This is a genomic window from Staphylococcus pseudintermedius (genome assembly GCF_001792775.2).
Taxonomy (GTDB): Bacteria; Bacillota; Bacilli; order Staphylococcales; family Staphylococcaceae; genus Staphylococcus; species Staphylococcus pseudintermedius.
Window position 1 is genome coordinate 1 of record NZ_MLGE02000025.1, and the last position, 13,832, is coordinate 13,832.

A 13,832-nucleotide genomic window follows, 5' to 3' on the forward strand; every position below is an offset into this window, starting at 1 on the left:
AGTGTTTGCGTCCGACTTCCTTCAGATTCCACTTCGCAATGGACACCCTTGTCTTTCGCTAACAGTTCCTACTACCAAGCCTGTAACGGACTTTCACCGTCAAGATGTTACCCATGCCGGGCGCACTGAAAAAAAGAGGCCAGGAATTGAGTGTTCCTGCCCCCTTAAAAATTTATCAATATCGCTTACAAATTAATTGCACGCAATCACTATTCCACTGTTACTGATTTTGCTAAGTTACGTGGTTTATCTACATCTAAGCCACGATGTAATGCGGCATAGTATGAAATTAATTGTAATGTAACGACTGATACGAGTGGTGTTAATAACGCGTGTACGTGAGGAATCACATATGTGTCGCCTGGTTTTTCAAGGCCTTCCATTGCGATGATACATGGATGTGCACCACGCGCAACAACCTCTTTCACGTTACCACGAATTGAAAGGTTCACGCCTTCTTGTGTGGCTAATGCTACGATTGGTGTCCCTTCTTCGATTAATGCAATCGTACCGTGTTTTAATTCTCCGCCTGCAAAACCTTCAGCTTGAATGTATGAAATCTCTTTCAATTTCAATGCACCTTCTAAGCTGACGTTGTAGTCAATTGTACGTCCAATAAAGAATGCATTGCGTGTTGTTTCTAAAAAGTCTGTCGCAATTTGTTCCATTTTCGGTGCATCGTCTACAATAGTTTCGATTGCAGTTGTGACTTTGGCTAATTCACGTAATAAGTCGATGTCTGCTTTACGACCACGTTCTGTTGCTACGACTTGAGAAAGGATAGATAATACCGCAATTTGTGCTGTATACGCTTTAGTTGACGCTACCGCAATCTCAGGACCTGCATGTAACAATAATGTGTGATCCGCTTCACGTGACAATGTTGAACCTGCAACATTTGTAATTGTAAGTGACTTATGACCGAGTTTTGTTGTTTCTACTAATACGGCGCGGCTGTCCGCAGTTTCACCTGATTGAGAAATGTAGATGAACAATGGGTTTTCAGATAATAATGGCATGTTGTATACAAATTCTGATGACACATGTACTTCTGTCGGAATACCTGCCCATTTTTCAATGTATTCTTTACCAACTAAACCTGCGTGATAACTTGTACCTGCTGCAATGATGTAAATGCGGTCAGCTTCTTTTACATCTTTCACAATTTCAGGGTCGATTTTCAACTCACCTTGGTCGTCTTGATATTCTTGAATAATACGGCGCATTACGGCAGGTTGTTCGTGAATTTCTTTTAACATATAGTGTTCGTAAATGCCTTTTTCAGCATCCGAAGCGTCGATTTCAGCAATATAGCTTTCACGTTCAACAACTTCACCATCTAAGTTTTTAATGATGACATCATCACGTTTAACAAGTACGATTTCTTGGTCTTTCAATTCTTTATACTCGCTTGTCACTTGAATCATTGCTAATGCATCTGAAGCGATAACGTTGAATTTTTCACCGATACCGACTAATAATGGTGATTTGTTTTTAGCGACATAGATTGTTTCGCTATCTTCGCGGTCTAATAAACCTAATGCATATGAACCGTGTAATAAACTTACCACTTTTGTAAATGCTTCTTCAGTTGATAAACCAGTTTCTGAAAAATGCTCAACTAATTGTACAATAACTTCAGTATCTGTATCTGATACAAGTGTCACATTAGGAATATATTCTTCTTTTAATTCTTCATAGTTTTCAATCACACCATTGTGTACTAGTGTAAAACGTTCGCTTGATGACTGATGTGGATGTGAATTTTCATAGTTAGGAATACCGTGGGTCGCCCAACGTGTATGACCGATACCTGTTTGACCGTCAATCTCGTTGTCTGCTTCACGGCGTAATTCAGCAATACGCCCTTTCGCTTTTGTAACAGTCACTTCATTGTCATTGCGTGTTGCAATCCCCGCTGAGTCATAACCACGATACTCTAACTTTTCTAAACCTTTTAATAAAATCTCTTTTGAATTTTGATATCCAATATAACCAACAATTCCGCACATAAATAAATTCCTCCACATTGAAATAACGGTGCCATTGTACATTTTTTCACATATTGGTACATGCTGTTTTCATGCCTCAATAATGAAAATTGCATTAGCATCGTTCTCTAATTATTATTTTGCTATTGGCGATCTTACTAACTTTGTCCAACAAGTTACCCTGTTGATTTGATTAATAAGCTAACGAATGAGCCACATCCGGGATAGCATCCGCCGATCATATTCGATCACTATCCTCCTCGTCCACAACTACATCCTATACATCTGCTACACACTCTGCTTTAGTATGTAGGTCAACAATCTATAGTGTGTACTTGCGCTGGCGCTTTGTAATGCCGACTACCTCTACCCTCCTCCATCAGAATATAACCTATTGTACAATGAGTGAAACTTTCTTTGCAAATAAAAGTACAATATTTCCGAAAATTATTGTTACATGTTTGAGTCTGATATACTGTGCTTTTTTACTTAATTATATATTTTTGATATTCAATACTGTTCCATTAAAATCATTAATCATTATTTGCGCACAATGGTCAATGCAATTCCCTCATCTATCCTTTAAAATCGCTTTCACTTTAAGTTATGCATTAGTTTGTCCTCATTAACACCATTTGTCATTTTTCTCTCTCAAAAGTCCTTTCTAAAAAGTAACATCGAGACATCATTTGTCATTTTACACGCCATTTCACGTCTCATCTTAAATACAGCACGAAGCCGCTTCATTTCTTTTTACTATTGTCACATAATTTTTTTGTTATTGTTTTCTAAAGCATTTCTTCATCGCCATCCCGTTCCTTCTATATTTATATCACTAAATGCATTTTGTCATTTTCAACGTGACAAGTTGGCATTTTCTATTTATTGTAAACGACTAAATAACACTTTAAGATGTACACACAAACCAATTTTTTAATAAGGGGTGTCAAATAGATGGCAAATCAAGAAAAAGCAGAACAAAAGCCGATGAAGGAACAGATTCAACGTCGCATTCAAGCATTCGGCTCATTTTTAAGTAGTATGATCATGCCGAATATCGGTGCGTTCATTGCTTGGGGTTTGATTACTGCATTATTCATTCCTGACGGCTGGCTTCCAAATGAGGAACTTGCCAAAATGGTCGACCCGATGATCAAGTTTTTAATTCCATTACTCATCGCATTTAGTGGGGGACGTCTTGTCCATGATTTACGTGGTGGGATTGTTGGTGCGACTGCAACAATGGGTATCATCGCTGCATTCCCAGATACACCTATGTTAATCGGTGCGATGATTATGGGTCCATTAGTCGGTTGGCTGATGAAAAAAGTGGATCAGTTTATACAACCACGCACACCAAACGGCTTAGAAATGCTATTCAATAACTTTTCAGCAGGTTTCCTTGCATTCTTCATGACTATTCTCGGTTTTAAAATTTTAGGACCTATTGTTGAAGGTTTAATGAAAATTCTCGGTGCAGGTGTAGATTTCCTAGTTTCACACCACTTACTTCCACTTGTAAGTATCATTATTGAACCTGCAAAAGTTGTCTTTTTAAACAATGCGATTAATCATGGTGTGCTTACACCGCTCGCATCAGAACAAGTGAGCCAAGCAGGTCGTTCGATTCTTTACACATTAGAGTCTAACCCTGGACCTGGTTTAGGTATTTTACTTGCTTATATGATTTTTGGTAAAGGCACTGAAAAAGCAACATCATACGGGGCAGCATTCATCCACTTTATCGGTGGTATTCATGAAATTTACTTCCCTTACGTTCTTGCACGTCCGTTGTTAATCTTTGCAGCAATGGCGGGTGGTATGACAGGTGTTGCAACTTTTAGCTTATTTAACTTTGGCTTAACAGGTCCAGCGTCACCAGGTTCAATCCTTGCTTACTTTGCGGTGACACCTAAAGGCAGTTACTGGGTAATGTTACTCAGCATTTTCTTATCAACATTAGTGACATTCATCGTCGCATCTGCCATTTTGAAATTTTCTAGAGATGCTAAAACAAGTCTTGCTGATGCAACAGCGAAAATGGAAGCGACAAAAGGTAAAAAATCTCGTGTTCGCGACACATTCATTCAAGAAGATGAAACAGCTACAACTACAACTGGTGAATCGTCATCTGCAACAACTGACAACGCATTACTTGCAGAAGAAGATCCAGAAGTATTGTTAGACAAATATGACACTGAAAATGTTGAAGCACATGATTATAGCCATATCGACCACATTATTTTCGCTTGTGATGCTGGTATGGGTTCGAGTGCAATGGGTGCAAGTATGTTACGTAAAAAATTCCAAAAAGCTGGTATCGACAATGTAGAGGTGACAAATACAGCAATCAACCAACTTCCTGGTGAGTCGCAACTTGTCATTACTCAAAAAACATTAACAGACCGTGCGATTAAACAAGTACCTAATGCGATTCATCTTTCTGTAGATAATTTCTTAAACTCACCACGCTATGAAGAGTTAATTAAAAACATTAAAGAAAAAGAGAATAAAAAATAAGAAATCACGTAATGGGGATGTGATTACTTCATGTATATCAAACGTCGGGAGCGTGACATATTAGAAATACTCCTGAAAAATCAAGGGTTACCTATTTCTAGATATGATATCGCTCAACAATTAGGGGTGTCTTCGCGAACGGTGCATCGAGAACTGAACGATCTCGATGCAACCCTCGCACCTTTTGAAATCACCATTCAACGTCCTAAAAATCAAGGACTTCTCTTGGTCGGTGCTCATGATGATATTGCCCGATTACAACAAGAACTCGGTCAAGACACTGTCATTGATTTAAGTACGGAAGAACAAAAAGTTATTATTTTATATGCTTTAATTCAGTCTAATGAACCCGTAAAACAAGTCGGACTCGCTTCGGAAATTGGCGCATCACTGCAACAACTGAGCAAAGTGTTGGATGAACTCGAACAAGATTTGAATCAGTTCAAAATTAAGCTCATTCGAAAACGCGGTGTCGGAATTTCAATTCTCGGTAGCGAAATGCATAAACGTGAACTGTTAAGCCAATTGATGATGGAACGCTTAGATAGTACAAGTGTGTATTCCGTCATTGAAAACCATTTTGTCTTTCAATCGTTAAATCATAACCGACTGCCTATGGTCGATATGAAAGAAATTTTTCAAGTTGAACGATTGCTTATGGATGATTTGGATCACTTGCCGTATGCATTGACAGAATCAAGTTATTTGGCACTCATTGTTCACATCGTATTAAGTATTGAGCGTATGCGTCATGAACAATATGTCTCTATTAACGACGACACTATGGCAGAAGTTCAAGCGACTGATGAATATCACATTGCTTGTAAAATTTCAGCTCGCCTCAGACAGCATTATGGTATTAAGTTCAATCCAGCTGAAGTTGCCTTTATTACGATTCATTTACGAGGGTCAAAGCGAAAAAATGATAAAGAGGATCAACAATTATCACAAAATGTACCACAAGTTGCTGCGTTAATTGACATGGTCGCAACGGTGACTCGTTTGAAGTTTAACAATATCAATGAACTGCAAGAAGGTTTGTTGTTACATCTCACGCCTGCTTTAAATCGGATACACGCCAAAATCGAAACTTACAATCCGATGACGACACGCATTCAAAGCGCTTATCCATCACTGTTTCAAGCGGTACAATATGCCGTCAATGATTTATGGCCACACCTTCATTTTCCAGACCATGAAATTGCCTTTTTAGTCTTACATTTTGGTGGCGCTATACAAAAGCGCAAACATGCATCATCTGTACTTGTCGTATGTAGTAGTGGTGTCGGCACAAGTCGTATTTTGGCCAATCGCTTAGAAGAAACATTTCCTATGATTGACCGTACGACACAAATGTCTGTGAGTGATTTGAAATCGCATGACCTCACACAGTATGACGCGATTATTTCTACTGTAGAGCTAGATATAGAGCAACCGTATTTAACGGTGAGCCCCCTACTTCCTGAACATGAAATTGCGAAAACTTCTGCATTTTTGCACCAACAACTACCGCAAATGGCAGCAGACCATCTGCGTTTAAATAATTCGGACACATCACCTACTGTAACGGCTACGATTGATGTGACAAAAGTGAACAGAAAAATTGATGCGATGCGCGAAAGTTTACAACTGTTAGATGCATTTGAAGTATTCCATACAGATCTGACGGATTGGTCATATGATATCGCGCAACATCTTTATCACAAAAAGATTACGCACGATTTAATAGCTGTACAACAACTTTTGAAAGAACGTCATGATAAGCAATCTTTTGTATTATCACCATTTCGAGTCGCGATTCCACATTTTATAAGTGCACACGTCGAAATACCTTACATCGGCGTATGGCACTTAGCGACACCCTACGACTTTGATGAAGGACTCACTGTCGACACGTTATTCTGTGTCTTTTTACCGGAAGATACACACCTTCAACCTCTCGTCAGTGAAATCTATAGTCAGCTGTCGCTTGCTTTAGATGAGCATAATGACGCACTGACCGACGCAGAACACATTGAACAATGGATTAAGCAAAGTATTATCACATTGAGTCAACAATAACAAGGAGCGATTGATTATGGAAAACTTATTAAGAGATGAAAATATTTTATTAAACCAATCTATTTCAACACAAGAAGAAGCAATTGAAAAAGCAGGACAACTACTTGTAGACAGTGGTGTCGTTAAAGCAGGTTATATACAAGCGATGAAAGACCGTGAACAAATTGTATCAACATTTATGGGTAACGCTTTAGCTATTCCACACGGCACAGATGAAGCGAAAAATGAAGTGATCGCATCAGGTTTATCATTATTACAAATTCCTGAAGGCTTACTCTGGAACGGTGAAGAAGTGAAAGTGGTCATTGGTATTGCTGGTAAAGATGGCGAACATTTAGACTTGTTATCACAAATTGCAATGACATTCAGTGAAGAAGAGAATATACACAAAATTGTTAATGCTGCATCTCCACAAGCAATTCGTCAAGTGTTCGAGGAGGCGGATGCATAATGAAAGCACTTCATTTTGGAGCGGGTAATATCGGTCGTGGTTTTATTGGCTTTATCCTTGCAGACAACCAGTTTGACGTGACATTTGCGGATGTTAATACAGATATCGTCAATACCCTTAAAGTAGAACAAGCTTATGAAGTGACACTCGCTGATGAGACACAAACGAAGACGACAATTCAAAACGTCAATGCCATTCATTCTGCTGAAGAACCAGAAGCACTTAAAAATGCGATTTTAGAAGCAGATTTGATTACAACTGCAGTAGGTGTCAACATTTTACCAATCATCGCAAAATCATTAGCACCGATTTTAAAAACGCGTACAACACCTGTGAACATCGTTGCTTGTGAAAATGCGATTAATGCGACAGATGCATTGAAAGCAGCAATTTTAGATGAAGTAGATACATTAGATGCCAACATTCATTTCTCTAATGCTGCCGTAGACCGTATCGTCCCTATGCAACGCAATGTCAATATTTTAGATGTAACAGTAGAACCATTTTACGAGTGGGTAATCGAACAAGCCACTTGGCACGGTCAACAATTAGACGGTGTGAAATATGTAGATGCGCTCACACCTTATATCGAACGTAAATTGCTGACAGTGAATACAGGTCATGCTTACCTTGCTTATGCAGGTCAGTATTTCGGTCATCAAACGATTTTAGAAGCGGTTAAAGATGTCAAGATTGTAAAAGCATTAGAACGTACATTAACAGAAACAAGTCGTTATATTACCAACACATTTGACTTTTCTGTAGAAGAACAAGCCGCATATCGTCAAAAAATCATCGACAGATACCACAATAAATATTTGTCAGATGACATTCAACGTGTCGGACGCGGTGTTTTAAGAAAACTAGGTCCACAAGACCGTATTATGAAACCATTGAAAGCACTATATGCAGCCAATGAACCACATGATGCGTTAACACAACTTGCAGCTTATGCCCTCGTGTACAAAGATGCACAAGATGTAGAAGCTGTTCAAAAAGAAGAATGGATTCAAGCAGTCGGTGTTGAAACGTTCTTACAAGAACATGCTGAATTAGATGACCAATTAGCACATGCTATTGCGAACAAATATCAAAAATTATCATAACATTAAAAAAACCGGGAATTGCGCATCCCAGCTTTTTATCAATTGTTTGGTCTCAATTTCTCAAACAAAAACCTCCCCCTCTTAACAAGGTACACATGACACTTGTTAGAGGGGGCATTATTTTTAAGCGTCTAAGCCCATTTTTTCTTCTACTACTTTTGCAATACGTTCTGCAAAGCCATGTGCATCTTCGTCAGTTTTAGCTTCTACCATGACACGTACGAGTGGTTCTGTACCTGATGGGCGTACTAAAATACGACCTTCACCGTTCATTTCGGCTTCAACTTCATCCATTACAGCTTTGACGTCTTGATTGTCTTCTACGCCATATTTATCCGTTACACGAACATTCACAAGTGATTGCGGATATTTCTTCATTTGACCTGCAAGTTCACTCAACTTTTTACCTGAACGTTTCACAACTGCTGCCAAATGTACACCAGTTAATAAACCGTCCCCTGTTGTATTGTAATCCATCATAACGATATGACCTGATTGCTCGCCACCTAAATTGTAGTGACCACGACGCATTTCTTCCACAACATAGCGGTCACCGACTTTCGTTTTATCAGATTGAATACCTTCCGCTTCTAATGCTTTGTAGAAACCTAAGTTACTCATCACTGTTGACACAATCATATTATCGTTCAATTCTTGATTTTTCGCCATCTCTTGTCCGATAACAAACATAATTTGATCACCATCGACAATTTGACCTTTTTCATCGACTGCGATTAATCGGTCACCATCACCATCAAATGCTAAGCCAAAGTCACATTCATTATCGACAACTTTTTGTGCTAACGCTTGTGGGTGTGTCGAACCTGTCTCATCATTAATATTGTAACCATCTGGATTACAGCCAATTGTCACTGTATCTGCTTCAAGGTCACCGAATAAAAATGGTGCTAGTGCTGCTGTTGAACCGTGTGCACCGTCTAATGCAATTTTTAAGCCTTCTAAATTCACTTCGATAGTTGATTTTAAATAACTTAAATATTTTTGTGCGCCTTCGAAATAATCCGATGTGTGCACAATATCTTTACCTGTTGGACGTGGTAAATCAGGATTTTCTTGATCCAATAATGCCTCAATTTCATTCTCTTGCGCATCTGACAATTTGAAGCCATCTGAACCAAAGAACTTAATACCATTATCCGCAACAGGGTTATGTGAAGCTGAAATCATCACACCTAACTCTGCACCCATTTCTCTTGTTAAATAAGCCACACCTGGAGTAGAAATGACACCTAAACGCATGACTTCAGCACCAATAGAAACTAAACCTGCAATTAATGCATGTTCTAACATGTCACCTGAAACACGTGTATCTTTACCTACAAGGACACGTGGATGTTTTTTATCTTCGTTATGCGCTAAAACATATCCCCCATAACGACCTAACTTGAAAGCGAGCTCAGGTGTGAGTTCTTTGTTCGCAACGCCTCTTACACCATCTGTCCCAAAATATTTACCCATAAATCAAATCTCCTTTTATTTCATTCATCATTCTACATTTATTTTTGCTTTTAATTTTTCTGGTGATGTTTTCGTCACATTTTTCGGTAAGTCTAGCTTTACTTCCCGTTCTGTATCAGATGAAACACCTTTCACATCAATTTCACCACTAATTTCATTGATCTTCTCTAAATCATGACGGTTTCCAAATATTTCTATCGTATCTGACTCCAGATCAATACTCGATATATTGATACCATCTGCAGGGGTTCCTTTTGTCGACACGTCTAATTTAACTTTTTTGGAATAAGGTTCCACTTCTGCTGTTAAATCAACTGTCGGATGATCGACTTGCACATCCAGTTTATTCATGTTCTTATCAAAAACTGAAATATTCGCTTCTCCCGTGGTCTTTTCTGAAATATTGTTCTCATTACGGAAACTTGCTTTCACAAATGCGATGCGGTCTAATTGTGCCTTGCCCCCTGTGATTTTTACCGTATCTGGTGACACCGATGTATCTGTAATCTTGAAATTGGGATCAATCACATATGGACTCACATTCGGCTCAATATGATATGTTCTCGTTTCCTTTTTCTCAACTGAGACTGTGACATCTTTCGGATAAACACGATAGTTAATATCTTTATCTAAGCCACGCACTTGGAAGTCTAGCGAATATTCACCTAGTTGAATGTTTGACGCATCTAACACAACTTTAAAATCTTCTGTTTTTTGTGCGCGTAACACTTTAGATTGCGGTCCATTCAACTCGACATCAACCGTATCAGGCGCGCCAGAGATATAAAGACTTTTATCGTTGTTAATCACTTCAACCGGTGCATTTTTAATCGTTTTATTCCCATCATTGGAAACACTGTCTGTATTAAACGAATCACCGAGCACGTGATTGACTGATAAAAATAAGAGCAATGCTAAAATAAAAGCAGTAAAACGTAAGCCCCATTTTGATTCTAACATCTAATTCACACCTTTCTTTCCAAAGTGTGAGCCAAACCAATGCTCTGTTAATAGTTCTTCAAACACTTCAGGTGATATATCTTTTCTCAATTTCCCATCAAATGTGACAGAAACTGATCCCGTCTCTTCAGACACAACGACGGTAAAGGCATCAGAAACTTCTGAAATTCCAACTGCTGCACGATGACGTGTGCCGAGACTTTTCGCGATTTTCGGACTATCTGACAACGGTAAATAACTGGCCGCTGTTGCAATTTTGTCACCTTGAATAATCATCGCGCCATCATGTAATGGCGTGTTCGGAATAAAGACGTTCGTCAATAATTCTTGTGAAATGTCAGAATGCATCGGTATACCCGTTTCGATGTAATCCTGTAAACCGGTTTCTTTTTCAAAGACAATTAACGCACCTATCCGTCGCTTGGCCATATACTGCACGGCTTTAGAGACTGAATCCACTAATTTGGGCACTTCTACTGTCGACGTCGTGGCATAGCGTTTGAACAAGCTCCCTCTCCCAAGTTGTTCTAACGCACGTCTAATTTCAGGTTGGAAAATTACAATAATGGCTAAGAACCCCCATTGTAATACCAAATCAAAAAGTCTCGAAGTCGTTGTCAGTTGTAAGTATTCACTGATTGCTTTCCCTACAAGTATAAATAATATCCCTTTTAATAATTGAATTGCTTTCGTCCCTTTAAAGACTGTAATCAGTAAATAAATGACATACCATACAATTAATAAATCTAGAATACCTGTGATGACCTCAAGCGTGCTTAAATTTTCAAAGAGGTGTGAAATTTGCATAGTATCTCCTCCGGTAATCTATTCCCATGTCCCTTATTATACCAATGTTCATAAGCGTTTGTCATATCAGAGTAAAAATAAATCACTTTTAAATATTTCATTCGATATATTCAATCGTTTTATGTAAAATGGGATGAATTCAACTGAACAACAAATCAAAAACGAGATAAAGATGACATACTTGCGCCTTACCTCGTTTCAATATTTAACATTCATATTTTAAATGATACTTTATAACAATGTTTCGCCAAAAAATGAACCTAAGAGAGCAACGGCTTGTTCTGCAGTATGATTTTCTACATCTAAAAGTGGATTCACTTCAACAATATCCATTGATGTAATCATGCCGGATTGATTGAGTAATTCTAATGCATAATGACTCTCACGATAGGTTAAGCCACCTGAAACTTTCGTACCTGTCCCCGGCGTTTCATTGGGATCTAAAGCATCGACATCTAATGATAAATGCACACCATCAGTCTTATCTTTTAAATATGCAATACTTTCTTCAATGACTGAACGAATACCCCGCTCATCAATATCAGCCATCGTATATGTACGAATTTGATGTTTCTTAATATATTCACGTTCACCAAAATCTAAATCACGCATACCGATTAGCACAATATTTTCTGGTTTCACTTTAGGTGCAAAGCCACCAAGTTGAACGAGCTTTTCATCCCCTTCACCCGCCAAAATACGTAATGGCATCCCGTGCATATTACCGGATGGCGATTCTTCTGGTACATTCAGATCACCATGTGCGTCATACCAAATGACACCTAAGTGATCATAATGCTCTGCAACACCCGAGATCGAACCAATAGCTAACGAATGGTCACCCCCTAAAATAACGGGGAAATGTTGTTGACGAATACTGTCCGACACTTTTTCCTTTAATGATTTTGAGAAAGCGAGAATCTCTTCATAATTTTGTAAACCCTCTTGTTGAGACATGAATTTCTCAATATCCACAGGAGGAACGTCAACGTTCCCTGTGTCAATGACCTCATGACCGATACGTTTTAAACGAGGTAACACCCCAGCATATCGAATAGCATCTGGCCCCAAATTAACACCTAGCTTTTTCTGTCCAAATGTAGTGGGTGCACCGATGAGTTCAATAATTTTATTCATTTGTTGTCTCCCCTTTTTTTAATGATTCATTTAACAATGTCTGCATCTCAATTGCCCCTTTAAATCAATTGAATATGCATACAATTTCAGAATAGTTGTTTAGACCGTTGAATTCAAGTGCTGTAATTATGTAGAAGTCGTATAGGATTTAACTATATGTGCTTTAATGAATTTTTATAACTATAAACTATGTGTACGACGATTGGATATGAATGAAACTGTAGATTTTATTCATTTTAAATTTTGTTAGAAAAAGAGCACCGAGCTGAGCGGTGTTCGAGATGCACGTACTGGATGTGGCGTTGCTAATAGCAGGAGGAGAAAAGAGCTAGAACCCAAAATAAAAACCCTATCCCATTTGGAATAAGGTTTGAAAGTGAGCCATAGAGGATTCGAACCTCTGACCCTCTGATTAAAAGTCAGATGCTCTACCAACTGAGCTAATGGCTCTTATGGCTGGGCTAGCTGGATTCGAACCAGCGAGTGACGGAGTCAAAGTCCGTTGCCTTACCGCTTGGCTATAGCCCATCGATGGTGGAGGGGGGCAGATTCGAACTGCCGAACCCGAAGGAGCGGATTTACAGTCCGCCGCGTTTAGCCACTTCGCTACCCCTCCGATATGTATGCAATTAAAAATGGTGGAGAATGACGGGTTCGAACCGCCGACCCTCTGCTTGTAAGGCAGATGCTCTCCCAGCTGAGCTAATTCTCCATATATCAATGACCCCTACGGGACTCGAACCCGTGTTACCGCCGTGAAAGGGCGGTGTCTTAACCGCTTGACCAAGGGGCCATGGCTCCACAGGTAGGACTCGAACCTACGACCGATCGGTTAACAGCCGATAGCTCTACCACTGAGCTACTGTGGATCAATCTTAACCTGGCACCGTCCTACTCTCGCGGAACGTAAGTCCGACTACCATCGGCGCTAAAGAGCTTAACTTCTGTGTTCGGCATGGGAACAGGTGTGACCTCTTTGCCATTGGCACCAGATTAAGTTGTTGAATGTTATACATTCAAAACTAGATAGTAAGTATATTTATCACAAGCATTACCTTATGAACAATTATGTTGATTAAGTCTTCGATCGATTAGTATTCGTCAGCTCCACGTATCACTACGCTTCCACCTCGAACCTATTCACCTCATCATCTTTGAGGGATCTTATAACCGAAGTTGGGAAATCTCATCTAGAGGGGGGCTTCATGCTTAGATGCTTTCAGCACTTATCCCGTCCATACATAGCTACCCAGCTATGCCGTTGGCACGACAACTGGTACACCAGAGGTATGTCCATCCCGGTCCTCTCGTACTAAGGAC

9 protein-coding genes, 6 tRNA genes and 2 rRNA genes are annotated in these 13,832 nt (G+C 39.2%); 4 read left to right on the forward strand and 13 right to left on the reverse strand.

Going from position 1 to position 13,832, the window contains the following annotated elements:
• Positions 1–209: 209 nt before the first annotated feature.
• Complete coding sequence (glmS, locus tag BJK46_RS11810) at positions 210–2,012, reverse strand: glutamine--fructose-6-phosphate transaminase (isomerizing) (RefSeq protein WP_103263633.1); 1,803 nt, start codon at positions 2,010–2,012, stop codon at positions 210–212.
• A gap of 933 nt (positions 2,013–2,945) precedes the next feature.
• Here glmS and BJK46_RS11815 point away from each other — a divergent pair.
• Genes BJK46_RS11815 through BJK46_RS11830 form a run of 4 tightly spaced genes read left to right on the forward strand, consistent with a single transcriptional unit; the run spans position 2,946 to position 8,129 of the window.
• Complete coding sequence (locus BJK46_RS11815) at positions 2,946–4,511, forward strand: PTS mannitol transporter subunit IIBC (RefSeq protein ID WP_014613293.1); 1,566 nt, start codon at positions 2,946–2,948, stop codon at positions 4,509–4,511.
• A 30-nt stretch (positions 4,512–4,541) separates the two neighbouring features.
• Positions 4,542–6,572: a BglG family transcription antiterminator gene (locus tag BJK46_RS11820; RefSeq protein WP_065520408.1), complete on the forward strand. Its 2,031-nt coding sequence runs from the start codon at positions 4,542–4,544 to the stop codon at positions 6,570–6,572.
• Positions 6,573–6,588: 16 nt separating this feature from the next.
• On the forward strand, positions 6,589–7,023 hold the full coding sequence (locus BJK46_RS11825; RefSeq protein ID WP_020220322.1) for a PTS mannitol transporter subunit IIA: 435 nt from the start codon (positions 6,589–6,591) through the stop codon (positions 7,021–7,023).
• Entirely contained in the window at positions 7,023–8,129 is a 1,107-nt protein-coding gene (locus BJK46_RS11830) for a mannitol-1-phosphate 5-dehydrogenase (protein WP_099987425.1), read from the forward strand. Before BJK46_RS11825 ends, BJK46_RS11830 begins: the two co-directional genes overlap by 1 nt.
• A 123-nt stretch (positions 8,130–8,252) precedes the next feature.
• On the opposite strand, the gene glmM is transcribed toward BJK46_RS11830, so the two are convergent.
• The 12 genes from glmM to BJK46_RS11890 all read right to left on the reverse strand — a co-directional run.
• Positions 8,253–9,608, reverse strand: coding sequence for a phosphoglucosamine mutase (gene glmM / locus BJK46_RS11835; RefSeq protein WP_014613289.1), 1,356 nt, complete (start codon positions 9,606–9,608; stop codon positions 8,253–8,255).
• A 27-nt stretch (positions 9,609–9,635) separates the two neighbouring features.
• Positions 9,636–10,568, reverse strand: a complete 933-nt coding sequence (locus tag BJK46_RS11840) for a CdaR family protein (protein WP_015729470.1) — start codon at positions 10,566–10,568, stop codon at positions 9,636–9,638.
• Entirely contained in the window at positions 10,569–11,375 is an 807-nt protein-coding gene (cdaA, locus tag BJK46_RS11845) for a diadenylate cyclase CdaA (RefSeq protein WP_014613287.1), read from the reverse strand.
• A 231-nt stretch (positions 11,376–11,606) separates the two neighbouring features.
• A complete protein-coding gene (rocF, locus tag BJK46_RS11850) occupies positions 11,607–12,512 on the reverse strand; it encodes an arginase (RefSeq protein ID WP_014613286.1) in 906 nt (301 codons plus the stop codon).
• A 377-nt stretch (positions 12,513–12,889) separates the two neighbouring features.
• Positions 12,890–12,962, reverse strand: a tRNA-Lys gene (locus BJK46_RS11855).
• A gap of 3 nt (positions 12,963–12,965) precedes the next feature.
• Positions 12,966–13,040, reverse strand: a tRNA-Gln gene (locus BJK46_RS11860).
• Positions 13,041–13,044: 4 nt separating this feature from the next.
• A tRNA-Tyr gene (locus tag BJK46_RS11865) sits at positions 13,045–13,128 on the reverse strand.
• Between the two features lie 20 nt (positions 13,129–13,148).
• Positions 13,149–13,224 (reverse strand) — tRNA-Val (locus BJK46_RS11870).
• 9 nt (positions 13,225–13,233) lie between these two features.
• A tRNA-Glu gene (locus BJK46_RS11875) sits at positions 13,234–13,305 on the reverse strand.
• Between the two features lies 1 nt (position 13,306).
• Positions 13,307–13,381: transfer RNA gene (locus tag BJK46_RS11880), tRNA-Asn, on the reverse strand.
• A gap of 9 nt (positions 13,382–13,390) precedes the next feature.
• Positions 13,391–13,505: ribosomal RNA gene (gene rrf, locus BJK46_RS11885) — 5S ribosomal RNA — on the reverse strand.
• Between the two features lie 78 nt (positions 13,506–13,583).
• Positions 13,584–13,832: ribosomal RNA gene (locus BJK46_RS11890) — 23S ribosomal RNA — on the reverse strand; the annotation flags it as partial.